Annotated in this window: 22 protein-coding genes, 1 tRNA gene and 1 pseudogene; 8 read left to right on the plus strand and 16 right to left on the minus strand. The window is 40.2% G+C overall.

The window, feature by feature from the left end:
• Nucleotides 1-108 precede the first annotated feature (108 nt).
• Both MO387_RS16755 and MO387_RS16760 read right to left on the minus strand, forming a co-directional pair.
• On the minus strand, nt 109-915 hold the full coding sequence (locus MO387_RS16755; protein WP_107946562.1) for a hypothetical protein: 807 nt from the start codon (nt 913-915) through the stop codon (nt 109-111).
• Nucleotides 916-968: 53 nt separating this feature from the next.
• Nucleotides 969-1388, minus strand: coding sequence for a hypothetical protein (locus MO387_RS16760; protein ID WP_107946561.1), 420 nt, complete (start codon nt 1386-1388; stop codon nt 969-971).
• Between the two features lie 772 nt (nt 1389-2160).
• Here MO387_RS16760 and MO387_RS16765 point away from each other — a divergent pair.
• Both MO387_RS16765 and MO387_RS16770 read left to right on the plus strand, forming a co-directional pair.
• Nucleotides 2161-3471, plus strand: a complete 1311-nt coding sequence (locus MO387_RS16765) for a site-specific integrase (protein WP_242326418.1) — start codon at nt 2161-2163, stop codon at nt 3469-3471.
• A 414-nt stretch (nt 3472-3885) separates the two neighbouring features.
• Nucleotides 3886-4779 carry a hypothetical protein gene (locus MO387_RS16770; RefSeq protein WP_242326419.1) on the plus strand — a complete coding sequence of 298 codons (894 nt, stop codon included), beginning with the start codon at nt 3886-3888 and terminating at the stop codon, nt 4777-4779.
• 552 nt (nt 4780-5331) lie between these two features.
• Here MO387_RS16770 and MO387_RS16775 read toward each other — a convergent pair.
• Entirely contained in the window at nt 5332-6168 is an 837-nt protein-coding gene (locus MO387_RS16775) for a GIY-YIG nuclease family protein (protein WP_242326420.1), read from the minus strand.
• Nucleotides 6168-6596, minus strand: coding sequence for a hypothetical protein (locus MO387_RS16780; RefSeq protein ID WP_242326421.1), 429 nt, complete (start codon nt 6594-6596; stop codon nt 6168-6170). The genes MO387_RS16775 and MO387_RS16780 overlap by 1 nt, the downstream gene beginning before the upstream one ends.
• Nucleotides 6597-7041: 445 nt before the next feature.
• Here MO387_RS16780 and MO387_RS16785 point away from each other — a divergent pair, with 445 nt between their 5' ends.
• Complete coding sequence (locus tag MO387_RS16785) at nt 7042-7950, plus strand: hypothetical protein (RefSeq protein ID WP_242326422.1); 909 nt, start codon at nt 7042-7044, stop codon at nt 7948-7950.
• A gap of 48 nt (nt 7951-7998) precedes the next feature.
• Here the strand turns inward: MO387_RS16785 and MO387_RS16790 are convergent.
• Both MO387_RS16790 and MO387_RS16795 read right to left on the minus strand, forming a co-directional pair.
• Nucleotides 7999-8084, minus strand: a tRNA-Leu gene (locus MO387_RS16790).
• A 286-nt stretch (nt 8085-8370) separates the two neighbouring features.
• Nucleotides 8371-9960: a bacteriohemerythrin gene (locus MO387_RS16795; protein ID WP_107946560.1), complete on the minus strand. Its 1590-nt coding sequence runs from the start codon at nt 9958-9960 to the stop codon at nt 8371-8373.
• A gap of 313 nt (nt 9961-10273) precedes the next feature.
• On the opposite strand from MO387_RS16795, the gene MO387_RS16800 reads away from it, so the two are divergent.
• Entirely contained in the window at nt 10274-10405 is a 132-nt protein-coding gene (locus tag MO387_RS16800; RefSeq protein ID WP_006083014.1) for a DUF3149 domain-containing protein, read from the plus strand.
• Between the two features lie 141 nt (nt 10406-10546).
• Here the strand turns inward: MO387_RS16800 and MO387_RS16805 are convergent, their stop codons facing one another.
• On the minus strand, nt 10547-11158 hold the full coding sequence (locus tag MO387_RS16805) for a superinfection exclusion B family protein (protein WP_107946559.1): 612 nt from the start codon (nt 11156-11158) through the stop codon (nt 10547-10549).
• A 168-nt stretch (nt 11159-11326) separates the two neighbouring features.
• On the opposite strand from MO387_RS16805, the gene MO387_RS16810 reads away from it, so the two are divergent.
• On the plus strand, nt 11327-12958 hold the full coding sequence (locus MO387_RS16810) for an ATP-binding protein (protein WP_107946558.1): 1632 nt from the start codon (nt 11327-11329) through the stop codon (nt 12956-12958).
• A gap of 86 nt (nt 12959-13044) precedes the next feature.
• Here MO387_RS16810 and tcdA read toward each other — a convergent pair whose 3' ends face one another.
• Nucleotides 13045-13854, minus strand: coding sequence for a tRNA cyclic N6-threonylcarbamoyladenosine(37) synthase TcdA (gene tcdA, locus MO387_RS16815; protein ID WP_107946557.1), 810 nt, complete (start codon nt 13852-13854; stop codon nt 13045-13047).
• Between the two features lie 426 nt (nt 13855-14280).
• Between tcdA and MO387_RS16820 the strand changes: the two genes are divergently transcribed.
• A complete protein-coding gene (locus MO387_RS16820; RefSeq protein WP_107946556.1) occupies nt 14281-15345 on the plus strand; it encodes a porin in 1065 nt (354 codons plus the stop codon).
• A gap of 435 nt (nt 15346-15780) precedes the next feature.
• Nucleotides 15781-16878 carry a porin gene (locus MO387_RS16825; protein ID WP_107946555.1) on the plus strand — a complete coding sequence of 366 codons (1098 nt, stop codon included), beginning with the start codon at nt 15781-15783 and terminating at the stop codon, nt 16876-16878.
• Between the two features lie 175 nt (nt 16879-17053).
• On the opposite strand, the gene parC is transcribed toward MO387_RS16825, so the two are convergent.
• Genes parC through nudF form a run of 7 tightly spaced genes read right to left on the minus strand, consistent with a single transcriptional unit; the run spans nt 17054 to nt 24999 of the window.
• Entirely contained in the window at nt 17054-19330 is a 2277-nt protein-coding gene (gene parC, locus MO387_RS16830; protein WP_006083020.1) for a DNA topoisomerase IV subunit A, read from the minus strand.
• On the minus strand, nt 19323-20495 hold the full coding sequence (locus MO387_RS16835) for a PQQ-dependent sugar dehydrogenase (RefSeq protein WP_107946554.1): 1173 nt from the start codon (nt 20493-20495) through the stop codon (nt 19323-19325). Before MO387_RS16835 ends, parC begins: the two co-directional genes overlap by 8 nt.
• A gap of 54 nt (nt 20496-20549) precedes the next feature.
• Complete coding sequence (gene parE / locus MO387_RS16840) at nt 20550-22436, minus strand: DNA topoisomerase IV subunit B (RefSeq protein WP_107946553.1); 1887 nt, start codon at nt 22434-22436, stop codon at nt 20550-20552.
• Nucleotides 22437-22492: 56 nt separating this feature from the next.
• The gene (locus tag MO387_RS16845; RefSeq protein ID WP_063882258.1) at nt 22493-23068 is read right to left on the minus strand and encodes a YqiA/YcfP family alpha/beta fold hydrolase; all 576 of its coding nucleotides are present in this window, start codon (nt 23066-23068) and stop codon (nt 22493-22495) included.
• A gap of 26 nt (nt 23069-23094) precedes the next feature.
• Nucleotides 23095-23934, minus strand: a complete 840-nt coding sequence (gene cpdA / locus MO387_RS16850) for a 3',5'-cyclic-AMP phosphodiesterase (RefSeq protein WP_107946552.1) — start codon at nt 23932-23934, stop codon at nt 23095-23097.
• Between the two features lie 15 nt (nt 23935-23949).
• A complete protein-coding gene (locus MO387_RS16855; protein WP_006083025.1) occupies nt 23950-24390 on the minus strand; it encodes a DUF1249 domain-containing protein in 441 nt (146 codons plus the stop codon).
• A gap of 6 nt (nt 24391-24396) precedes the next feature.
• Nucleotides 24397-24999, minus strand: coding sequence for an ADP-ribose diphosphatase (nudF, locus tag MO387_RS16860; protein WP_107946551.1), 603 nt, complete (start codon nt 24997-24999; stop codon nt 24397-24399).
• Nucleotides 25000-25243: 244 nt separating this feature from the next.
• On the opposite strand from nudF, the gene tolC reads away from it, so the two are divergent.
• Nucleotides 25244-26551: an outer membrane channel protein TolC gene (gene tolC / locus MO387_RS16865; protein ID WP_006083027.1), complete on the plus strand. Its 1308-nt coding sequence runs from the start codon at nt 25244-25246 to the stop codon at nt 26549-26551.
• A gap of 70 nt (nt 26552-26621) precedes the next feature.
• Here tolC and MO387_RS16870 read toward each other — a convergent pair.
• A pseudogene (locus MO387_RS16870) lies at nt 26622-26773 on the minus strand (IS4 family transposase); the annotation flags it as partial.

Below are 26773 nucleotides of genomic sequence, written 5' to 3' on the forward strand. Positions count from 1 at the left end.
AAATTTCAGGTACAAAAAAACCGACGCTAGGTCGGTTTTCTTTCCTTATAAATCAGGTTTTAAAGTTAGAAATGAAAAACTCCGTTCCTAGCTGATACAAAGAAATTTTTAAAAAAAGATCATATAAATCAGTACAACTAACATGGCAAGTAATACCATTTTCACATGTTCACGCTTTAGGCTCTCCTGTTTCTCACAAATCGCGTCAGTTGCTTTATTCAATAAAGCATCAACAAGAGGAAAAATCACTTTATAAACATACTTAATAAAACCAATCACTGTAACAGTAATTAATAACAAGATATTTTTTAACTTACTCAAAGCATTATTCACATGAATCTGAGACTCTTCAGCATTGAAGCTTGGCTTTACTTTACCAATTGACTTATCTGTAACGTTTATCGACTGAATTTCTTTATAGCGTGGTGAAAAAATACAGCAAAAAATACCAAAAAAAGATGTAACCAATAGAATACTCGCAACAGAAACAAGATCTCTACCTCTAACAGGTATCATTCTAGTAATATCTTCAAATGAAATAGAAAAATTATTTAAATCAAAATTACGACCAGTGAACGCAGCTGTTTTCTTAGCCACGTCATAGATATCATACAGCTGCGCAAAACACCAACCGGCAACAATCACAATAAAGGATAAAGAAACAATCCTAGCTGCAGTACGATTTATGCCAGTAATATTAACAATACAACCTATAACGGCTAAAAAAATGAGAAGTTTTGGGTTAGAAAGTGAGTATAAACTTATCGTTTCATTTGACCATCCAGCTAAATCTGTCAAGGGCAAAAAGGTACCAATAAGAAACATCAAAAAAAATGTGGTACCTAATTTATTCATTACCCTAAAATTACCAAAAGCGCTGGCACCAGAGCGACCAGCAAGGCTTTGATTTTCCATTTAATATACCTGTTTATAATTTATAATTTTGATAAGGCAATAAGCAAGCCAGATTAACAGCTTGGCGCTGAAATTAACAATTTCGGTTTAATCATATCTGGGGTTGCTTTGGATGAAATACTAATAATATTGACCGACACTGAGCGTCCACATAAGGTTTCAAGTGCTAAGCTTTGCGTAGACCCATCAGGCAAATTATTTTTAATCGCAACCGTCTTCCCTGATGATTTTATAAATACTTCAAAATGAAGTGTGTTAATCGTATAGCTTACAAACCTATCTTGCCCAATTAGATCAATTACAGCTACACCATCATCTGGCAAATACATATTGACCACACTCTCTTGCACCTGCTCAATAGTCGCATTATAAGGGCCTTGAAGCTGAACTACATCAGAGACTGTTGCAGGGCTTTGAGCTATAGCAATGCTTGAAACAAGCAATAATGATAATGGTACTAAAAACTTAAACATATTCTCTCCATTGATAAGTTAACGTCCTTGGTATAGTGAACAGCATACTGCCGCCTGTGCACCATTAGTGTTGACACTTCAATACTATTTTTTAAGTATTATAGATTGAGCCAATCTGGAATGAATTTAGCTTAACGAGATAAATAACTTAAGGAAGATACGTAATTCAATCAAAAGAGCGTAACGAATAGTAAAAAATAAATTAATCAAATTATTTTTCAACTGAAGCAGTTAACAATCTTAAGCAAAATAGACTACCCAAGCGTATTAATAAGTAAGGACATCTGAAGTGAATCGCAATGTTTATGATCGCTTTACCGACACGAGATCTGAAAAACAATCGCTACATTTAATTTTTCTAATTAAAGCTGTAAACCCTTAAGAATTGACTAAACTTGTCGAGTACAGTCTCAACCTACAGCACTGCAATCGCATTGAGTGCTAATGGCAAATAAATATTTATCAATAGCTTAATACAAGCTAATTTATCACTACACGATGTGGATTTAGTTGTCATTTGCTAAGGTCTTACTTATGCCTAAAGCTCCACTTCAAACACAACCAAATTTCAGGTACAAAAAAACCGACGCTAGGTCGGTTTAGTTCCTTCATCAGAAGGATTTGGTACCAGTGGCCAGACTCGAACTGGCACGCTTTTAAGGGCGCGGGATTTTGAATCCCGTTTTTAAAAATTTTTGACCTTATTGATCAACAACTTAAGTTGATGTAAAATAGTACTATGTAAAAAACTATGTAAAATTAGATAAATCTTATGAACAGTGAATACATAAAACTCGATGAATTTTTAGCTATTTATAAGCTAAAACAATCAAAAAATTGGTACTTGAGATTTAGAAATAATGGACAAGAATTTAGAAAAAGTCTAAAAACTTCAGATCAACTTCAGGCAACAAGAAAAGCTTATTTCATTGCTGAAGCTTCAAATGAAAATGTTGAAACTGAATACTTAAGTAAACCTTCGCAAACAATTTCGACAATTTGTAGAAATGTTTTAAAAAAACTTGAAAAGGAAATAAATAAAATTGAAAGTGAAAACACTAAAAAAAATAGAAATAAAGATCTTTTAAGATACAAAAGAATTTATAGTGAACTATGTGAAAATTTTAGTAAAACTGATATTAAAAATTTTGATTATACTTGTTTATTAGTTTTTTACAAAAGTTATGAAAGAGAAATCAGTTCAACTCAATTAAGTTATATCAATTTAGCTATAAAATATATTTTTGAATTTGCATTAACAAATCGATTGATTAATGTGATACCGCCTTTACCAAAAATTAAAGTAAAAAGCGCGGAAACTGGTACATATTTCAATAAAAATGATTATGAAAAAATAATAAGACATTTCAAATCAAAAGAATTAAAAAAAGGCATTGCAACTGAAAATAGATTTTTACTTGAAAAAGTATTCAGATTTATCACTGAAACTGGAGTTAGAACAGGTGAAGAAGTTACAAACATTCAATATCAAGATATTAAAATTGAAAGTATAAATGAAAGAAATTATTGGACTTTAAAAATCAAAGGCGGTAAGCGAGCTGAGAAGGACAATGTAAAACGAACGATTGTAATTAGTGAAGAAGCTATGAAAATAGTTAAAGAAATTATTGACTATAAGTTTGAAAATGATTCTGAAATAAAGTCTGACAATTATTACATAAAGCATTTAAAAGATAAAAAAGACATTTACTTGTTTAAAAGAAAAAATGGTGTAACGCCTGACTTTTCAACTTTATTCAGTAAATTTAGAAAAGAAATATCTGATGAGTTAAAAGAAAAAGATATTGTTTTATATTCTTGCAGACATACTTTTATTACAAATAAACTAAAAAAAGGAGCTAATAGAAACATAATAGCGAAACACTGCGGAACGTCTATTGAGATGATTGAAAGACACTATGACCATATCATTTCAATCATGACACCAGACGAACTGCTAGATCAAAGTTATAAAATTGATGAAAATATTTATTTAAAATCATTAAATAATGATGAAGCTGTAATTATTGATGAAATTAATTTAGATGATATTGAGCGTTTAGAAAACCTCATAGAATCTTAAGTTTCACTGATGCTGTGTTTTAAATGAAAATACAAGTTTTATTAAAGTTAAGTATCTCTATTTTTAGTTATTATAATTTTTTAGAAAGTCAGAGTTTACTCAGATATTCTAAAAAGTAATAATATTTTTATTTTAACCCTAAAGTCCTGTTAGGCTCTTTTTATTTTAAAAAATGGTTACACCATTTTATTATCTTTTAATTTTTGCTCTGGGAGCGTAGCGACGGGTTCGAAGGGGTTTACCCTTTCGCAAAGGAGGGAGAGAGCGAAGCGAATGTGGTTTAAATAAGCGTAGCGAAATTTAAAGCCCCTATCTTGCTAGAGTGCTTTTGATTCAGTATTTTAAAGCTATTGATTTTATTTTTTTATATGCAACATTTAAATCATAAATAACAAAAAAAAGAGAATTAAATTTATGATTAAAAATTGGATTATAAAAACTCAACAAATCAAAAAAAAAGAGCAAGGATTTATAAATCATGTAAATTATTTAGCTGATAAAAATCGTCCTTCGCATTTTCATTCTGATATAAAAATACTAAATAATAAATCTGCTAATATTTTAAAAACCTTTGACGATAGAACTCTTTACAGAAAGAAAAATGGTTTGAGGGGTGGTGGTGTATCTAATTATGCTACAAGCTTTATAATGAGTATCCCACGCGATATTAAACAACCTTCTGTTGATGATTGGATTAAAATTTCTAGAGAATTAATAAAAGACTTAGCTAAAACTAATAATATTGATGATACTACAATGAGAGATCATATTCACATTGTTTTACATGATGAATCATGTTCTGATGATAAAAACTCGCATTTACACGTTTTAGTTTCTAATGTGATAAATAATGAAGTTGTTAAATCTATTTCTCAGTTTAAAACAACTCATGCTATGAAGAACAGCTTTAATCGCTCTATAAAGCTCGTTCTCGACGAAGATCATCTTAAGTATACGCCTAAGCAAGAAAATCTCTCTAAAGTGCCTCTGTGGGTTTCTAGAACTGAAAAAGCTAAGAGGATGAATGCTGTTATTGATGATTTGAAGAAAACTTATAAAAATATCAAATCTGATATAACGAGCTGGAGTAAGTTATTTTTATCAGATCTGATGAATTTAAAACATATAACAGCTAAAAAAGCAGAGAAAATAGCTATTAATTTAAACGCTCTAGAACAGACATCAAGCTCTGTATCAATGCAATATGATGACTTGGTTGAACAAATAGAGAATTTAAAATCTGATGCTTCTGGTGATATTAAAGTCTCTACAAAGCGACATAGACGAACTAGAACTAGAAATAGATAATAATTATTAATAATAAACAAAGATAATATAATCAATTAAATATAATCAAGCTTTTCATCAGATAAATATGAATGAAGCGAAACGAAACAAACTCTGTTTGTGTAGTGTAGTGAAATGAATTAAATAGTGATCAATATACAAAAAATAGTTAACGATAGTGTAATCTCAAAAAAGTTAACAAACAGGTTTAAAGCGGTTAAAGACTGTTACAGAGTTTGAAGTCCAGTCACGCCAAGGGCTGTACTGATTATTTTGTGGTAACTTTTTTATATATTGCGTGTCACTTTTTTATGTTTTGTGTGTTGCTTTTTTATTTTTGATAAAAATCAAATCATCGTTTGTGTGTTGCTTTTTACTATATTAACACTTAGTAATATTAACTATTAACCGTCATTCCTGCCCCCAAATATGTCCATTCCTCTAAATGCGAATTATGATAATCAGCAATTTTACATAAAAATAATGAGTGAAAAAAGCAATAGCTGACCCTACTATTTACCATAAATATTAATTATGCAAAATAATTTACAGGAGAACTTAAAATCTGTAAAACTATATTAATTCATTATCCAATAATGTACCATCCTGAAATTTGAAATAAAAATAATTTTCAAGAATTTGTTCTATAAAAAATGCGTCTACGTAATTAAAGCCATAGAGCCTACCATTGACCAAAAATTCCTCAACGAAATAACCTGAAGAAATTAATAAGTGTAACCTTAAATCCCTTGGTAAAGTTTTATCTTTCAATGCCAATATAAGTGCAAATGCAGCCGATATACTATCATGAGGCACCGCGCCCCATTTACCCAAAAAAATGCAAGGTTGTTCTATCCATGCTTTACAAATTAATTCATTTGACAATTTAGCAACATCAATGCTTTTCAAATGTGGTTGAAGTAGAAGTAGATTCTGTAAAACAGTAGCTTGATTAGCTACGCGCCAACGATTTATAAGTGGTCTAAAAATAGAGCGAAATACCTTTTTATTTAATGAAAACCTTTCATTTGAAAAGTTAAATTTATTATTTAATTGCCGATGATCGACTAACTCACTCTCGATATTAAATTTTTTATCATCAAACCTTTCCGCAAAACTTTTTTCACCACCAACAGCAATATTCCATCCGATATTCTTACAAGGACGTAGTGACTCTTCAAGGATTGCGGCATGCTCTCTTGTTTCAAAAGACTTATAAATAACTAAATCTAAATCATGTTCCCTTTCATTAAATGCTTTTTGGAGTTTATGATTTTTATGTGCGTTTATGGCTAACCACGCCCAATGTTCAGCTTTTCTTCTGCTTGGATTATTGGTAAGTCCAATATATCCATAATTCACATCATGATCATGCTCTTTGAATCGTATATGATAAATATAATGAATCATTAGAGAAACTCTTCTTTAAGTTCATTTAGATCAAAACTATTTACCATTTCATTTTCAGTCATTAAATCTTCAGCAGTGACTTTTTTACCGAGAACATTATACACAAGTTGCATAACTTGATGATAAACTATTTTTAATTCATCGGACGTGAAATCATTTAGGATATGAAACCTAAAGCCTTTAGACAACATTTGTATCTTTACTAAGTGTTGATATTTACCGTTTTTCTCTTGAAATAAAATAAGAGCCCCCCACGCCAATGCAATATTTTTTTGTTTTCTATTCAACTTTTTAGTTAACAGCTTAACATCGTCAATGAAATACTTAGGAGTATTGCCAATAATGGATCTAGCCTCCTCACTAGAAATACCAACATCTTGGAGGGTAATAACTGCACCTGATTTGGTCCAAAAATTAAAAAATGACATGCTATGCTCCTGTATTGAAAACATCTTAATTATACATCTAACAAAAAATACAGCATACCATGATTGGAGAGATCGAGATAGTAAACTTGCTGAAGCTCACAGCTAAAGCTAGATATTTGACTAAGTAATCTCCCACACTTAGATTAATCTATTTAATTATAACCTAGAAACTATTTAACTAGAAAACTACTTAACTCACAAATATCCAGAAGTGTTCTACGTTGAGTATGATAGTAAAATTTTAACACCTAGTCGCAGAGTAGTATGTTTTGTTTTTCACATTCTAAAACTGGTGAAGAATCTAAAATGTGACAAATCAGTATAAATTTTTATAACTATCACTCATTAATAATATTATTTTGATGATTAAAGATTTATTGTGTGTAGGTGTTGACAAAACATTTCAGTATGATAACAATTAATTATCTAACTAAGAATATATAAAATGAAAAAAATTAAAAAAAGTACGGAATCTATGCAATTATCATCCATTATACATGCGCCGATTTTTGCAACGTCAAATTATAATGTCGAAGAAAAATCAAGAAAGTTAGTTAGCTATGAAGTTTCAAGAACGAAATACGAGAGAATAATTTATAATGGTTTAGAACTTAATGCATCTGATGATTTCCCATTATTTGCAATTATAGTTAGCAAATATCAACAGTCGAAAAAGTTTAGTATTACATTAACTGATAAAGAGTTATTTGAAGCGTTAAAACTGTCCAAAGCTTCTAGAACTGAAGCGAAAAGAAAAGTATTAGTAAAGAGAATAAAACGATTAGAGTTTTGTCATGTGGAGTTATTCTATTATAAATCAGGATGTGATGATGTAGATAAATATTCAACCAGATTGTCTTTTCCGCTATTTGAAAGTACTTTTTACGATACTGATACAAAAGAGATTAAAATTGAGCTGAGTCGAAAGCTTGGCGTAATAGCTACTGCCGAATTTTCTGAAGAACTGATCGATTTGACTGTGTATTATAAAATAAAAACTCAATATGCAAAGGCCGTATATCTATTTTTACAGACTAAAAAGTTTAAAAATCAGAGCTGTTTTTATGTTGATTTACATAAATTTTTGGAACGATTTGGTCACTCGAACATGGAAACAAGAGAGAAAAAAAGAAAGTTAAAAATTGCTCTAGATCAACTTGTTAGTTTAAATCATATTTCAGGTTTTGAGTTTGAAAAAATTGATGATATTGATAAAGTTAAAATTATAAATAAAATGAAAAAGGAAAAGGAAAAGGAAAAAGGAAAAAAGAAAAAAGTCAATGATAAAGCTGTTCATGTTGATGAAATGAATTCTGATGATATAGCTCGTTTAGAGAAGCTTGAAGAAGTTTAAATTTCGAACATAAAAAAACCCGCAGAAATGCGGGTTTTTTATGATAACTGGTAGCGCTGGTCGGGGTCGAACCGACACTCTTATTCAGAACGGGATTTTGAATCCCGCGTGTATACCAATTTCACCACAGCGCCAAATTTTGTACTACTCTACAACACTATGTAACAATTTTAGAGTAGATTTTTATTCCGTAAATCTTTGTTTTAAATGTGTTATATCATTTAAACACAGTGCGTTTTGAATCCCGTGTGTCTACCGATTTCACCACACTGGCATATCAAATATGCACTTAGAAGCAATCAAAACAACTGGCTGTCTCTAAGTGCTGGGAATTATACCTTTGCCCATGACAATGGCAAGTCTTTTGCCGCGACTTTAATACAAATAGCATTTAACCGCTCAAAAATCATGCTCTTGGGGTTATTCTGCGCCATGGGATAACAAAAAGGCGGTATATTCTTTATCACTTTTTTGGATATGGTTAACCAGCCAAGCCTTCAAGAAAGTCATTAATTCGTCGGCAACATCTTCCCCTTTTACAACCCTCTTTTGAAAATCAAGTACTTGCCCGACTAACTTGCCGTGCTTTTCCTTATGACTGTCGGTTTGTGGGTAGCCAAAACGGGCAAAGAGCTCTTCTTCATAGGCAAAGTGATTGGCGGTGTAATCCACCAGCCCTTGCACGATACGTTTGATGGCTTCGAGTCCATACTCTTCGTTTAATGTGCGATGCAATTCATTGATCAGCGACACTAATCGTTGATGTTGACGATTGATCTCTGGCATTCCTATGTCTAACTCAGGCCCCCATTTCACAAACAGTTTATTTTGTGCCTGACTCGAATTAAAAAATGCCGCATTCACATGGAATCGGTGCAGCAAGGAGCCGATTTCCTGCGACATGTTATACACTTTCAAACTCGATAAGTTAGTGTTGTTGGTGTGGGACGCATTACTTAGGGCGAGCTCTGCCATCACAGTGATATTTTTATTTATCTCTTCAGCAACTGTGTGTTGTTGCCCCGATGCCGTGGCGATTTGATGGGACATATCGGTAATGGTCTCTACCTGCGTGACGATTTGTCCGAGCGCGCTGTGGGCTTGATTCACCATCTCAGCGGTTTCGTCGGCAATGACCACGTTTTTCAACATGACTTCAACGCCATGTTGTGCACCTTTTTGTAATGCGGCGATTTGTTGTTGGATTTCCACCGTGGCTTCAGATGTCCGTTTCGCAAGATTACGCACTTCATCGGCGACAACGGCAAAGCCGCGACCATGCTCACCGGCTCTCGCACTTTCAATGGCGGCGTTTAAGGCGAGTAAATTAGTCTGCTCAGCCACCTGCGAAATGGTTTCGATAATGCTACTGATATTGTTGCTGTCGGCGGCCAAGTGCTCAATTACGGTTCGAGTGCTATGGATCTGCTCTGACATAGCGCCAATTTTAGTGACTATGCCATTCATGATTTGGTCGCCATGCTTAGCAGAACTTTGGGCAATGTCGGCAGCTTTCGCCGCACTGACTGCATTTTGCGACACAGCTTGCACGCTTGAAACCATTTGCGTCATCGCACTGGCGGCCAGTTCAGTTTGATGCTCTTGCTCTAACACACCTTGTTTGGCCTGCTCACTGATGACCTTAATATCTGAGGCGACTTTTTTCATGCCTTCGCAGGTATCAGACAAAGATAAAATGGTGCGGCTAACATCCTCGCCCATGCGATTAATGCTATGCACAACCTTAATGAAGATGCCCGCATCTTTCTCTTCTAATTGATAACTTAAATCCCCTTCGCCTAAATGATGGGCGGCGCGCTCAAGCTGCCTTAAATTGCGAATTAATTTATTGATGTTGAAAATTAAAATGCCGGCGAGCGCGCTTAAACACAGGATGGCGACAAAGTGCCCTGTGGCAACTAAACAATAGAGTGGATAAATCAGCAACAGCAGTGGCGCAAAGATAGAATTATATCCCATTGAATCCTTACGACTTTTATTAGAATCCATTTTTTACTCCTTTAAAAACTGATATTGCCGCATTCATATTAAACAAGGGCGAATAGATGGAATGCGCGTTAACTAAATAAATAACGAACTCATTGAGTAGGTTAATCCTAGACGCTAACAGAAGATGAAACAAAGCCAAATTATTTGAACTCATCACTGTTAAGCATAGCCTTAAACTTGACCAAGATCACAGAGTTAACTAAGAGTTATCGCTTTGTATTCCTATGTCGATTTTTTATTGATCGAGATCAGTATTTTGGCTATCGAATATCGCTAATTTAGAGAGGACTTCACAGGAAAGAGGATTTCAGTCATGGCATTTTGGTTAGATCTAATGTTTGGTAACCCCATAGGCTTACTTTCAATGATCGTTATCTTTAGCACAATAGGGATAGTGTCCTATATCACTTGGATGTTCATTGTGAAGTCGGCACCGAAACAATAGTTTTTGCTCCAGTTGTTCTTCATGTTCTTGTATAAATGCAAAATCTAGGGGGTTTTTATCACCCCCATTTTTTGTTATCTCACTTTTCCGATTAGTGCAACTTACCTAAGCCAGTACTCATGCGAGCGAGACAAAACACGCCTATGCAGCGTGTTTTCTGTTTTGTACTAGGCCATTTAAAAACTGCGGACGTGCCTTAATCAACGACTGCATTTCCTCTTGGCTCGGCTCACCCGCAGGTAAACGCAGCACCTCGCGGTTGAGGTACATGCGAGCCTTCATAGCAATCTTATAATCGGCTGTCGGTCCCTGAATCGCATAATGGCGCTCGTTCCCTAGCTTTTCTAAGATACAGGCATTCAATAAACTTTTTACGGCAGGCTCATTTTGCGGCAGAGTCAAAATCGTGGCGCCCTGAAGAAAAAACTCTCTGACTAACGCCCGCTCAGCGGGATCAAGCAAGTTCACTTTAGCTTCAATCGTCTCAATAACGCGCTTATCACTTAAATGACGAATTGATTCATCTAAGCCTAAGTTAATCAGCTGACTCAAAAAATAGGCGATAGAGATAATTAGACCTAATCCAACAAAATGAGCATGTTCGGGCACAAATTTATCGAGCGCCAGCACTGCCAACGCATTAGGAGGAATAAGGAGTAAGACAGTACAACTCACCATTAGCCACAGCATGACTCTAAACATCATTTTCTTCGGGCTAAAAAACTTAACTGAATCCAGCTTGAGTTTAAACATAGTGCTATCCCAGTGACAAAAAATTGAACTTATTGGCTACAAAGCAAATTTAATGCCACAAATGAAGACATATTTCATTGATTTTATCTGCGAGAAAATGCACTTTCTGGATCTGTAGGTCTATGCTTATAAGCATCTCAAGCCGCTATTGCATAAAGAAAATTTAAGATGCTGACATTCTTTAGCCAACTTATCAAAAGTCCCATAGGCAGGCACCTGACCTTGTCTATTGTACTTTTTAGCTCTGTTATCACCTTAATCACCACTGCGTATCAATTGATCAGTGATTATCGCAATGACGTTGTGCGTATCGACAGAGTGTTTTCCAATATGGAAAAAGTGAATTTAGATGTGCTCGCCGCCAGTATTTGGGTGATTGACGAGCGGCTGATTAACACTCAGCTCAATGGCTTAATTCAGCTGCCCGATATTAACTACATTTCGATTAAAGATGACAGCGGCCAAGCATGGAATGCAGGCGAGCAAAAGCAAGAACACTCCTTAGATAAAACCTTCCCGCTAGTTTATAAATCCCCGACCGAGAGCATTAATGTCGGCACACTTGAAATACAAGTCGATGTCGATGCCATCTATCAGCGCTTGTATGATAAAGCCATTATCATTCTGCTCTCTAATGGAATAAAGACCTTCTTAGTTGCTGGATTTATTCTGTTTTTAGTATGGTTCAATATCACCAAGCACTTAGATAAACTCAGTCAATACTGCAAATATATCGACCTAGATCAAGAATACGAGCCGCTGCAATTTGCCCGCCAAGAAAAAATTGATGAGTTTAAACAAGTCGCCGACTCCATCAACAGCATGCAAGTACAACTGAGAAGCTCCTTTGGCGCCTTAAAGAAATCTAAGGCTGAACTGCAAACGGCCCTAGAAGACAGAGAGCGGCTACTCAAGCTCGAACGTAGCTATAAAGAAGAACTCGCCAGACAAGTCAAAGAAAGGACCATAGAACTAGAACAATCCCTTAGCGCACTAAAACGGGCGCAACAAGTGTTAGTTGAGCAAGAAAAAATGGCGGCCTTGGGAGGACTCGTGTCAGGGGTTGCCCACGAGATCAACACGCCGATTGGCATTTGTTTGACGGCGGCGAGTGCACAGCTGAGCCATATTGAAGAACTGATCGATCTGATCCACAGCGATCAAGCCACCTTAGACGAAATCAATGAGATCCTTAATGAGTATCAAGAAAGCTGTGAACTCATAGTCCGCAATATCACCAAAGCTAGTAGTTTGATCCAAAAATTCAAAACGATCGCCATTGATCGCAGTCATGAAGAACACCAACCTTGTAACTTAAGTCAGCAACTCCACGAGATTTTAGAGTCGACATTAATTATGCATCCGCATGTCAACGCGGTAACAGAGATCAGCGTAGAACCCACACTCAATATTCAAACCAATATCAGTTTATTAAATCAAATCGTCAGCAATATTCTGTCGAACGCCTTTACCCATGCTTTCCAAGGACGTGAAGATAATCTCATCCACATCAGCGCCACAGTGGACGAAGAGTCGATTCTAATTAGCATTCAAAATAATGGCTTAGAAATTCCAGCCGATGTCGCTGAACACATGTTCGAGCCATTTTTCACTACGAATCGTAATAAAGGCGGCACGGGCTTAGGATTATCAGCGGCCTTTAATGCCGCGACGCTGTTGAAAGGCACTATGAGTTATCGCGCAGACTCAACACTTGGTGGCCCGCAATTTGATATCAAATTTCCGTACACTCAATGTGAGCCTACGGCCCCCAGTGTCCAACACGATTTTTATATCTAGATATAACGCAGTGGAATGACCAATATTGAAGTGATACTCACCGCTCATACGAGCGGTGAAATCATGAGTAGAAAAACCTTAACCCTTTAAAGCGTTTCTTGAGCCTGTAGTGCCAAACGCGTTAATACTCGACTTGCCGCCACAAAACCAAATGTCCCAGTGACCATAGTGACAGCGCCAAAACCCGACGCACAATCCATTCTCATGCTGCCATCGGCCGCGGCTTTAGTACCACAAACAGAGCCATCGGCTTGCGGATACACTAACTGCTCACTGGAAAAAACCGCATCGATAGCAAAGCGGCGTTGCACGTTTTTAGAGAAGTTATATTCACGGCGCAAAATATTGCGCACTTTGGCTAACAAAGGATCTTGGTAAGTTTTAGCGAGATCAGTTAACTGAATTTGAGTCGGATCTGTCTGGCCACCCGCACCACCTACCGTAACAATCTTGATTTTTTGACGTTTACACCAGGCAATTAACGCAGCCTTTTGCTTAACGGCATCAATACAGTCAATAACATAATCAATGTTGCCGCCCTCTTTAGCCCCGAGCAAATACTCGCCTAGATTATCCAATGTAATAAAATCTTCAATTTCATTCACTTGGCAATCAGGATTAATTTCACGGATCCGCTGCGCCATCACAGCGACTTTAGAGCTGCCAATAGTGGAACTGAGCGCGTGAATTTGACGGTTAGTGTTAGTGACACAGATATCGTCTAAATCCATCAAGCTTATCTGTCCGATGCCGCTTCGTGCTAAGGCCTCTGCCGCCCAAGTACCTACGCCACCAATACCAATCACCACCACGTGGGATGTGGCAAATTTAGCCAGAGCCTTTTGTCCATACAAACGGCCAATTCCGCCAAATCGATTTAGATAGGCCTCAGTCATAAATACTTACCTTATATTACCCAATAACAGCAGGAGCGCTTGCCCTAGCATCGAAGGGATGCCAACAGGGGCAGCTTAATAGCAACACCAGAAATGTGCGGTGGATTCTAAACGATCTGGACATAAATCGAAATCAGATCCGCATACACATAACATCAGATGCAAAAGGATACGATTGCCAAGCAAGCGTAATAAATGCAAAGACTCATAATGCATGACCGAACAACTCGGTAATCAACATAACTAAAAGCTGTATTTTACTTGTAAAACAATATGTTGAATAAACCGCTCTTTATATCAAACTTGATCCAGATCACACTTTATTGCTGAAAGTCTGTGCAGACTTTGCCACACAAAAGCTCAACAGCATGCATAGATACTTAAGTTATCCATGCATATAACAGCGATAAGCACAGGAAAATGAAGATGAAAAAGACTCTGCTGACGACGGCTATTATTTCTAGCCTCACACTCTATTCATTCACAGCACTCGCCGATGGCCCTGAATTCTATGGTCATGCTGATCTTGCTATTACCAACTCAGACACAGGTTACGCAACTCAGAACCAAAAGGACGGCACTGTCCTTGAAAACAACTTCTCATGGTTAGGCGTAAAAGGTTCTGAGGCTGTAAGCCCCTATTTTGACATCATTTATCAAATGGAATTTGGCGTCGAAAACTTTGATAACTCAAACAAGACGTTCAACGCCCGTAATACTTTCCTTGGTATCAGAAGCGCGGCTGGTACTGCCTTAGTGGGCCGTAACGACACAGTATTTAAAGCAGCTGAAGGTAGCTTCGATCTCTTTGGCAACACCAACGCCGATATCGACTTGCTGGTTGCAGGCCAAACTCGCTCCGCCGATGGCATTTCTTACTATTCACCTAAAATTGCCGATCTGGTGACGCTTAATGCCACCTATCTGATGAGCGATAACTATGATCAAGTCGATAGCAATGGCGACGAGGTGTACAGCAAAGATCACATGTATGCACTGAGCGCCACCTTAGGGGATAAAGCCTTTAAAGCACAAAACTACTATGTCGCTGCCGCCTATAGTGATGGTATTGATAACGTCGAAGCCTACCGTGGTGTGGCCCAAGCTAAATTCGGTGACGTGATCTTAGGTGCCTTATATCAACACAGTGAACATGTGGATGATAAGTTTGCCAATCTCTCAGGTGATACCTACTTCGTCAACGCAGCCTACTTAATTGGCGACTTGAAATTGAAGATGATGTACGGCAAAGATGACTCAGGTTTAGGTAAATACGTGAGCCGTTATGTCGGTGACCAAAACAACAGCAGCTTAGAACAAGTCCGTGATGTTGACCTGCAACAGTTCAGTGTGGGTGCCGATTACCGTCTGAGCACTAAGACTATGGTCTATGGTCACTACACGCGCTTCGATGGCGATCTTATGTTGGCTGATATGAAGCAAGACCTGAATGACAAAATCTTTACTGTTGGTTTACGCGTTGATTTTTAAATAGATTAATCAACTAACCACAAGGTTATTTCTTGATAAAAAAGCGGCTCCGGCCGCTTTTTCTACTTAGATATCGTCCCCAAACACATATCCACAGCCGATATGACAGACTTGCTACAGTATTAGTATATGCTACAGTTACCCTCGCCGACCCACTGTCTAAGGCAATCCGCCTTATCTACCACTTAAGGAGTAAGTGAAAAATACAGTTTTGCAGCTTTCAGGCAAATTTGCAGTCAAGGTATAAGGAAATATCCTAGAAATAGCCCGAATATGGACAAGGAGAGCCAAAAACATGATCTGCACCACAGCCTGCGAGTCGTAAAACTGTAAAAATCGGCGGCAACTTTGTTACCGACTCAGGTGACAAATGCGTTAAACCACACAAAAACCATGAAAAATGGAAAAGAACTTAGGTTCGAGGGAGCACAAAACATGAAAAAGACATTCATCTCTGCATCAGTTGCATCAGTATTGGCATTGGCTTCATTCGGTGCGCTAGCCGAAGGCCCAAGCTTCTATGGTCGTTTAGAGCTTGCTTTAACCAACACGGACACTGGTGCTACCCTACAAGGCGGCACTAACGGTATTGATACTGCTAACTATGCCGATGAAAACAACGCTGGCACATACTTAGAAAACAACTTTTCCCTGTTAGGTGTAAAGGGTTCAGAAAAGATTGCTGATGGCTTTGAAGCTATCTATCAAATGGAATTCCAAGTTGAAAACACTTCCAGCAAGGGAGATGTTTTTAAAGCGCGTAATACTTATTTAGGTTTAAAAACTAACGCAGGTACTGTGTTAGTCGGGCGTAACGACACAGTATTCAAACAAGCCGAAGGCGGTGTGGATATTTTCGGTAACACTAACGCCGATATCGACCGTTTAATCAGTGCTCAAACACGTAGCGCTGATGGAATGTGGTACTACTCGCCAAAAATCGCTGGCTTAGTAACGCTGAACGCAACTTATTTGTTCGATGATAATGACACTTCAGCAAAAACTTCTGAAAGCTTATATGCATTAAGCGCGACTTTAGGCGATAAAGCATTTAAAGATCAAAACTACTATGTCGCTGTAGCATATAACAAAGGCATAGATACTGTTGATGCATACCGTGGTGTGGCTCAAGTTAAATTAGGTCAGTTCAAAATCGGTGGTTTATTCCAAAATTCAGAAAGTGTTTTCAATGATGCTATTGAAGGTAATACTTACTTTGTGAACGTTTCTTATGACCTGAACGGTGTTAACTTAAAGGCCGGATATGGTGTTGATGAAGCAGGTTATGGTAGCTATTTCAAAAATCTTTCAACAAATGATTTCAGAAAAGATTCTGTAGCTAATCTTGCCATAACAGATACCGATATCAACGTACAAAACTTCAACGTGGGTGCTGACTACCGTTTAGCTAAATCAACTATGGTATATGGCCAATACGCCATGTACACAGGTGATTACAAACTAAATGGCGGAGCTAAAATCGATCTACAAGATGACAACGTATTCTCTGTAGGCGTACGTTACGACTTCTAATCTCTTAACCAAGAGATAATTAAAAACCTACTGTAGCGATACTGTAGGTTTTTTTATGTCTCGAATCGAATAAACGGTCGAGACTCAGGCGATAAAAACAAAAAAGCCACCAAGTAAACTCAGGTGGCTTTCATTTATGTCTTCAATGCTTTATAGCATTGAGTCCATAAAAATATTAAATGCTCGGTAATGGCTCGCCGCCGTCACCTAATTCAACGCTATCGACACGTTGTAAGCCTCTAGGCAACTTAGCGCCACGACGACCACGTTCTCCACGATAATGCTCAAGATCGCTAGGCTTAAGTGTGAGTTTGCGCTTACCCGCCCACAAGGTGACTGGCGTATCACTCGGCACTAATTGTAAGTGCGTCATCAGCTCTTCACGGTTCTTGGCTCTTTCCGTAGGAATGCCGATAATCTTGTTACCTTTCCCCTTAGATAATTGCGGTAAGGCCTCAAGGGAGAACAACAACATTCGACCTTCGTTCGTGATCGCTAAGAGCGACATTTCCTTAGTGCGATCAATCAACTTAGGCGTTAATGACTTAGCGTTTGTCGGCAAACTCAGTAATGCCTTACCCGCCTTATTGCGCGACACCATATCATTGTACGAGCAAATAAAACCGTAACCCGCGTCAGTTGCCAACAGATAACATTGGTCTTCCTCACCCATCAATACATGCTGCATGGTTTCGCCAGGCGCCATATTGAAACGAGTCGTGATAGGCTCACCTTGGCTACGGGCCGATGGTAAAGTATGACTGTCGGTCGCAAATGCCCGCCCAGACGAATCAATAAACACAGCCGCCTGATTACTGCGCCCGATGGCGCTACACAGATATTGGTCGCCAGACTTATAGGAGAGCGATAACGGATCGATATCGTGGCCCTTAGCACAACGCACCCAACCTTTCTCAGACAAGACCACTGTCACAGCCTCAGTCGGCGTTAACTCTTGTTCCGTTAAGGCGCGAGACTCGTTGCGCAGCACTATTGGAGAGCGACGATCATCACCGTAGGTTTCGGCATCTTGAATTAATTCTTTCTTGATCAAGGTCTTCAAGCGACGCTCTGAGCCCAATAACTGCTCGAGTTTCTCGCGCTCGGCTTCAAGCTCATTCTGCTCCGCCGTGATCTTAAATTCTTCTAACTTAGCTAAATGACGTAACTTTAACTCGAGGATCGATTCGGCTTGTTTATCACTGAGTGAGAAACGGGCCATTAACTCGGCTTTAGGCTCATCGTGAAAACGAATAATCTCAATCACTTCATCAATGTTGAGGAAAGCGATCATCAAAGCTTCGAGTATGTGTAACCGCGACACGACTTTATCTAAACGGTATTCCAAACGACGTTTAACCGTGTCGACTCGGAACTCTAACCACTCAGTTAATAAGGTTTTTAGCCCTTTAACCCGTGGACGACCATCAAGACCCAGCACGTTTAAGTTAACTCTAAAGCTCTTTTCTAAATCCGTGGTAGCAAACAAATGCGCCATTAACTGATCGCAATCGACACGATTTGAGCGCGGCACGACCACCAGCCGCACTGGGTTTTCATGATCCGACTCATCGCGTAAATCGGCCACCATAGGCAATTTCTTGGCCTGCATTTGGCCGGCGATTTGCTCTAAAATTTTCCCGCTACTGGCTTGATGCGGCAGCGCCGTGATGATGATTTCGCCACCATCGACTGTGTAAACCGCGCGCGCTCTTAATGACCCACGGCCCGATTCATAAATTTTTGCAATATCGGCAGACGGGGTAATGATCTCTGCTTCGGTCGGATAATCAGGCCCAGGTACAAAGGCCATCAATTGCTCGAGTTCAAGCTTAGGATCATCAAGCAGTGCTACGCAGGCCGAGACTAATTCCCTGACGTTATGCGGCGGAATATCCGTCGCCATGCCCACGGCAATACCGGTAATACCATTAAGTAAAATATGCGGTAAACGTGCCGGCAGTACTTTTGGCTCTTTTAACGTGCCATCAAAGTTAGCGCCCCACTCAACCGTGCCTTGTCCCAGCTCGCTGAGCAACACTTCGGAGAATTTAGATAAACGCGCTTCGGTGTAACGCATCGCCGCAAATGACTTAGGATCATCGGGCGCCCCCCAGTTACCTTGACCATCGACTAACGGATAGCGATAGGAGAATGGCTGCGCCATCAATACCATAGCCTCATAACAGGCACTATCGCCGTGGGGATGGTATTTACCTAATACGTCACCAACCGTACGTGCCGACTTTTTATGCTTAGATTGAGCCGATAAACCTAACTCACTCATCGCATAGATAATTCGACGCTGTACCGGTTTAAGCCCATCACCAATGTGTGGCAGGGCTCGGTCCATAATGACGTACATGGAATAGTTCAGATAAGCCTCTTCGGTAAAGCGCCGTAATGGCATTTGCTCTACCCCATCGAGACTTAACTTGATAGCGTCACTCATTTTCTTCTAGTTCCTGTGGTTCTTCAGTACTATCGCCCTTGTAGAACAAGCGATACACGTTACCTTTTAAATCATCTGAAATGTACATAGCACCGTCGGCTGCCGATAACAGCGCAAAGGGACGAGCGACGGGAAATTCACCGTCAAGGAAACTGACAACCGTTTCACGACTCACCACTTTTTGATCTTCGATCTTAAGCATAACCACTTGATAACCGACTTTGCTCGAACGATTCCACGAGCCATTTTCGGCGACAAACAACTGATTATGGTAAATATTTGGAAATTGACTGCCGCGATAAAACGCGAGCCCTGTGGGTGCAACATGGGCTGGCAGTTCATATACTGGCAGCGTAATTTTTAGATTTTTTGGCTTTTCATAGGCAGGTTCAACCACAGCACTGGCATGTAAGTAAGGGAAGCCATAATGACTCCCTATTACATCTACGCGATTAATCTCATCGGGTGGCAGGTTATCTCCCATCCAATCACGGCCTTGATCGGCAAACCATAATTTTCCGTCTATTGGTGACCAATCAAATCCACTCGCATCACGCACACCGGCCGCAATCTGCTCACTCGCGCCAGTATCGATATTGATGGCTATGATACTGCTGTAAGGCACTGGTGCTTCACAGACGTTACATGGCGCACCAATGGACACATATAAACGGCCATCTGGGCCAAAATTAATTGACCGAGAACTCTTCTTCTCAGAGTAAGGCAAATCACTGTAGATTTCTTTGGGTCGACTCGGGCGGCGCAACCTTTGCTCAATATCAACAAAGCGCACTATCTGATTTTCAGTGGCGACATATAAGTCGCCATTGTGAAATGCAATCGCATCGGGTGATTCAAGCCCTTTGGCTATCACGTAACGCTTATCGACACGGCCATCTTGATTGCTATCGACTAAAGCATGAATAGTGCCGCTCTTATGGGAGCCGACAAATAAAGTGCCATTCGCGCCCATTGCCATTTGCTTAGCATCGCCAATATCCGAGGCATATAGCGATAAGCCAAACCCCTTAGCGACGGTAATCATGATCGATTGGGCCCCCGCAAAGGCGCTATTGCAGAACAATAACGTTACACTCGCTAGGAGCGTAAAACCGGCAGAAAACACCTTTAAGCAATTATAATTATTAGTTTTAATACACAACATTGTAATTTTCTTTATGCCTATGTTTTATTGTTATCGGCAATATAGTGCACAACATTAAAGTAAAGCCATGTCACCCTTATCTTCAAGCCAGTTTTTACGGTCCGGCGAACGCTTCTTAGCGAGCAACATATCCATCAAAGCATCAGTCTCTTCGATATCATCTATGGTCAACTGTACTAAACGACGGGTGTTTGGATCCATCGTTGTTTCACGAAGTTGTAAAGGATTCATCTCACCCAAGCCTTTAAAGCGGGTGACTTGTACCTTACCCTTTTTATTCTCAGCGGCAATGCGATCTAAAATTCCCGCTCTTTCAGCCTCATCTAAGGCGTAATACACCTCTTTGCCGATATCGATACGGAACAACGGCGGCATGGCAATATACACATGACCCTGTTCAACTAAGATACGGTAATGCTTCAAAAATAGCGCGCATAACAAGGTAGCAATGTGCAGTCCGTCCGAGTCGGCATCCGCAAGGATACAAATCTTGCCATAGCGTAGTTCTGAGATATCACTGCTATCGGGATCGCAACCAATTGCGACCGAAATATCATGGACTTCCTGCGAGGCTAATACTTGTGAAGCATCAACTTCCCAGGTGTTTAAGATTTTCCCACGCAGCGGCATGATGGCTTGAAACTCACGATCGCGAGCCTGTTTCGCACTGCCACCCGCAGAATCCCCTTCCACGAGGAATAACTCTCCGCGCATTGGATCTTGGCCACTACAGTCCGTTAGCTTACCCGGCAGTGCAGGCCCTGAAGTCACCTTTTTACGGGCAACTTTTTTAGCGGCCTTTAACCGACTCTGGGCATTATTAATGCACATTTCGGCTAACGATTCAGCGAGCTCAGTATTTGAGTTCAACCAGAGTGAAAAGGCATCACGCACGACGCCAGACACAAATGCGGCGCATTGACGACTAGAAAGCTTTTCTTTAGTTTGGCCAGCAAACTGCGGTTCTTGCATCTTCACCGACAAAATAAATGCGGCGCGATCCCAAATGTCTTCGGGTGAAAGTTTAATGCCGCGAGGAATTAAGTTTCTGAACTCACAAAATTCGCGCATTGACTCCAATAAGCCTTGGCGGAAACCATTCACATGGGTACCACCGAGCGGAGTCGGAATTAAGTTAACATAACTCTCTCCAATGGATTCACCGCCTTCTGGCAACCAAGTAATCGCCCAATCAGCGGCTTCTAGCTGGCCCTTAAAACAGCCGATAAACGGCTCATCTGGCAACCTTAAATTATCGCCAATCGCCGCCTTCAAATAATCAGTTAGGCCGCTTTCATAGAACCATTCATGGACTTCATTTGTCTGTTTGTTGGTGAATTTAATCCGTAAGCCTGGGCACAGTACCGCTTTAGCCCGCAGCAGATAAATCAGTTTTGAATTAGAAAAGTTAGCCGAATCAAAATAGCTGGCGTCGGGCCAAAAATGCACTCGGGTCCCGGTATTTCGACGACCACAAGTTCCCGTTGGGCGTAACTCTTCAACCTTAAAGCCATTTTCAAATGCGATATCATACACTTGGCCATCACGGCGAACTGTCACTTCAACACGGCGCGACAGCGCGTTAACGACCGAAATCCCCACACCATGCAAACCGCCAGAGAACTGGTAGTTTTTATTCGAAAATTTACCGCCGGCATGCAATTTGGTCAGGATTAACTCGACCCCAGGAATGCCTTCTTCAGGGTGGATATCCACCGGCATACCACGGCCATCATCGGTGACTTCGAGGGAGTTATCTGTATGTAGAACAACTTCAATTTTGGTCGCGTGGCCCGCTAATGCTTCATCGACACTGTTGTCTATGACCTCTTGGCCCAAATGGTTCGGTCTGGAGGTGTCGGTATACATACCTGGACGGCGTTTAACAGGATCGAGTCCGTTGAGAACTTCAATGGCGTCAGAGGTGTATTGATTCGTCATAGGGCACGCTATAGGTTGTTATATCCGGCCATGTTGCGGCTCGGCATGTCTGTTTGTCAAGGTAAGTGTAAAAATTGGCTTACAGTTTGCAGATGCGATTCGTAGCCAACAAAACTGTGATCGCCTCCCGCTTCAATTCGCAATTGGCAGTGATGGTACTTATTGACCGCTTCGCGATAATCCAGCACTTCATCACCCGTCTGCAATAATACCAAAAAACGATCCGGATTGCGGATAACAGCTGTATTAAATTCAGCAACTTCCCGCTTATGCTCGGGCATGACAAGATAATGCTGTTCGGTATAGGGATTAAATTGCGGCCCCATAAACTCATCAAACAATTCAAAGGGTTTTACCGCTGGATTGACTAACACAGCTTTGCCGCCATAAGTTTCGGCTAAATAGCTGGCAAAATATCCGCCTAACGATGAGCCTAAGTAAGCTAATGGCTCTTTGGCATCGAGAGCCGCCTCAACATAAGTGGTTAACAGCGCCATAGCAGCCTTGGGTGTATTGGGCAATTGAGGCTGATGAAAGGTCACACTCGGGTGATGCTGCGCCATGTACTTAGCCGTTATCACAGCTTTATCTGAAAAGGGTGAGCTATTAAATCCGTGAATATAAAGCAGCATATTTCCTCAGGCTGCGGTTATTCGCGTTAATAACCGCTAGAGTTGTTGTCGGGGGAAAAATGGTTACCCGGTACGCGATACACTTTAGTGTTGATGCTACCATCGGCTTTCAACTCCAGCAAACGATAACCCGGTTGGACGCTATCCAAGGCAAAATAAGGCGATAACGGCTTAAATTGAATACAAGTGGAAGGTGTCGCCATCAGCTGCATGCGGCCATGGGGGCCGTTGTGGTGGGTATCGATACATTGGTGCACATGGCCCCAGAGCAATCCTTTGACCTGCGGATACTTTGCCACTCGCGCGATAAACTCAGCGCCATTGTCCATGCAATGCTGATCCAGCCAAGTGCAATTCACGACGATGGGATTATGGTGCATCACCAATAAAGTGTGGCATTCAGGATGGGCGGCAATGGCTTCGTCAATTAATTCGAACTGAGTCTCGGCCATATTGCCGCCGGGCTTTCCCCGCACGGTTGAATCCAACATGAGGATTTGCCAGTTTCCCGCCAGAATACGCTGCTGCCCAAAAATCTGTTCACCCTGCATATGCAGATACATTATCCGCGGATCATCATGATTTCCTGGAAGATAATGACAAGGTAAACCAACAGGCGTGACGGCTTTCACGAATTGCTGATAGGACTCAGCCGAGTAGTCTTGACTTAAGTCACCCGTGGCAAGCATCAAATGAGCGGGATAGTCCACAGCTCTAATTGTATTTAATACGGCATCAAAACTCTTGCCAGTATTGACTCCTAATAGCTGAGCTTCAGGATCAGCAAAAAGATGCGGATCTGTGACTTGCACGATACGCACGCTTTCCCCTTCAGCTATGGAGTAAGAGACAGCCTCTTTCAGCACATTGAATACCCAATTCTAAGACTGGCACACGACACTATGGTGGTAACCAATCTTTAATAACTCTTCCAGGAATGCATTCACCTGGTACTTTTCATCACTTTGATACATACGGACATTGGGATAATCATACACTGGGCGTAATTGGTAAATCTGTTGACCAGTTAACACTTCTGCTAATTTAGCATCGTGATAAATTCTCACTAACACCTTGGGAGTATTGACAAACTCCTTGATTGCGATGGGACGAGATATCTCAACTAATTGAGTATATTTGGTATTTTCTAAAATTCGCACTACTAATATACCAAACTCACCTTCGAGTCGCCATGACTCACCGATAGCTATCTCTAACGGTAACCATTTCAACATGTAACCATAATTTCGCCCGCACAGTGCTAGAAAATCACTGACATTAGGTTTATAGCGCTGTTTTAGACTCGAAGTAGCCAAATTCATCCCAACTTAAACCAATTGTTGATAGTTTAATTGTAACCATTGTAATCCAATGACGGTCGACGCATTATCGATCTCGCCCGCAACCACACTATTATAAGCTTGCTCGCGGCTCATGACATGTAATCGAATATCTTCGTGCTCTTCAGCTAATCCATGCAATCCACGGGCGTCGTTCGAATCGACATCGGCCCAATAGAAATAGAAGCGTTCTGTGCTGCCACCCGGGCTGGCAAGATAACTATTCACGCTGTGCATTTGCTTAGCAACTAAGCCGGTTTCTTCCATTAATTCGCGGTGCGCAACGTCCAGAGGCGTTTCTTCGGACGCAATCATACCCGCGACCAACTCGAGAAGCCAAGGAGATTTAGTGGTTGCTAATGCAGGGAAACGTACCTGTTCGATAAGCACCACTTTATCTTGTCTGGCATCATAGGGTAGAACGACGACGGCATGACCCCGCTCAAACACTTCGCGGGTGACAGGTTTGCTCCAGCCGCCTGCAAACAATTTATGTTTAAAAGTGTATTCGTCCATTGAGAAAAACCCTTGATACAGGGATTTTTTTTCTAAGATCTCAATATCCGTTTGCGAAAAAACAGGGGGTTTCATACTCTATCCTTAAAAGTTGAATTTGCGCCTATAATCAAGGCAATTTGAGCACATTTTTAAAATAAAATCTGTTACACTTCGAATTTGACTTGAAAGTGTCAGAGTTCTTAGACTCTAGGTCATTAAGTTTTAGCTGTATCGGGAAGCGTCGGGAAGCGCAAACCGCCTTGGTAAAGGCATTACTTAGTCTAAACGAAGTTAAAATATTCCTCCGTGGGGGGATTTTGTCTAATAAGGACAGCAAATGAAATTTAAGATCCATAATTTATGCGCAGCATTAACACTTGCGGCTTCCGCTTCAGCGGTACAAGCAGATGATTTGTTGCAAATTTATCAACAAGCACTGACCAGCGACCCGCTCGTATTACAAGCCCAAGCCCAGCGTAATGGTTTATTTGAGAAAATCGAACAAAACCGTGCTCCGCTATTGCCAACCATTAGTGCAAACGTAGGTTATGACAAAGCTTGGAATGATCCTAAGGATGATTCAAGCGGTCTAGTAGGTAGCCTGAAATTAAATCAAGTTATCTATGATCATAGTGCTTGGGTCGGTTTAAGCCTTGCTGAGAAAGCCGCTTCTCAAGCTGATTCTGCCTATGCTTCAGCATTACAAAACCTGATTACTCGTATCACTACAGCCTATTTCAACGTATTAACGGCGAAAGATAACTACGAGTTCCAAGGTGCAGAAAAACGTGCGATCGAACGCCAACTTGAACAAACTAAACAACGTTTCGCTGTGGGTTTAACCGCCATTACCGATGTGCATGAAGCCCAAGCTCAATATGACTTAGCCTCAGCCACTGAAATTTTAGCTGAAAACACACTCGCGAATAGCTATGAAGCTTTACGTGAAATCACTGGCATCGATCACAAGACAATTAACGTGTTAGATACCAATCGTTTCTCGGCCGTAACGCCAGCGCCAACATCGTCAAACGAATGGTTAAAGATTGCTGAAACCAATAGCGTCGATTTGATGACTCAACGTATCGGTAAAGATATCGCTCAAGAAACCATTAAGCTTTATCAAGCAGGCCACATGCCTTCTTTAAGCTTGAATGCAGGTTACAACAAAGGTCTTGAGCAAAAAACCGGTAATATCAATGAGCCTGACTTCGATAACGTCAGTGTGGGTGTCAACTTAAGCATTCCGATTTTCGAAGGCTTTAAAGTGAGCTCACAAGTTAATGAAGCACAATTTCAATATGTTGAAGCAAGTGAAAAACTTGAGCAAACTTACCGTGGTGTTGTGAAAAACGTCCGTAATAACTACAACAACGTAGGCGCTTCTATCAGCTCAATCAAGGCCTATGAACAGTCAGTTATTTCATCAGAAAGTGCATTGAAAGCCACTCAAGCGGGTTTCGAAGTGGGAACTCGTACTATCGTTGACGTACTGAACCGTACTCGTGACTTGTACGATTCAAAACGTAAATTATCCGATGCACGTTATAGCTACATCAACTCGGTCATTGCCTTGAAGCAAGCAGCGGGTACATTGAATGAAGATGACGTAATTGCCATCAACAATGGCTTAATTGCAGAGTAATCTCACTCTCGGTTCTCAGCTATATAAAGTTGTCAGATAAAAAAACCGCCGATAGGCTAATGCCGTTCACTTAAGAGCGAACGGCATTTTTCTTTGGTCTAACCGGAAACTTGTTTTTGCTCATTTTAAGGACTCTTGGATAAGCCCTTTCCCGTTTACCATCCAACTTAAATTGCCGTGCATTGCGTTCTATATCCAATACGTCTCTCGGGACATTCCCCG

Origin of the sequence: Shewanella sp. N2AIL, from assembly GCF_022690845.1 — a bacterium.
In the GTDB taxonomy this organism is placed as follows: domain Bacteria; phylum Pseudomonadota; class Gammaproteobacteria; order Enterobacterales; family Shewanellaceae; genus Shewanella; species Shewanella baltica.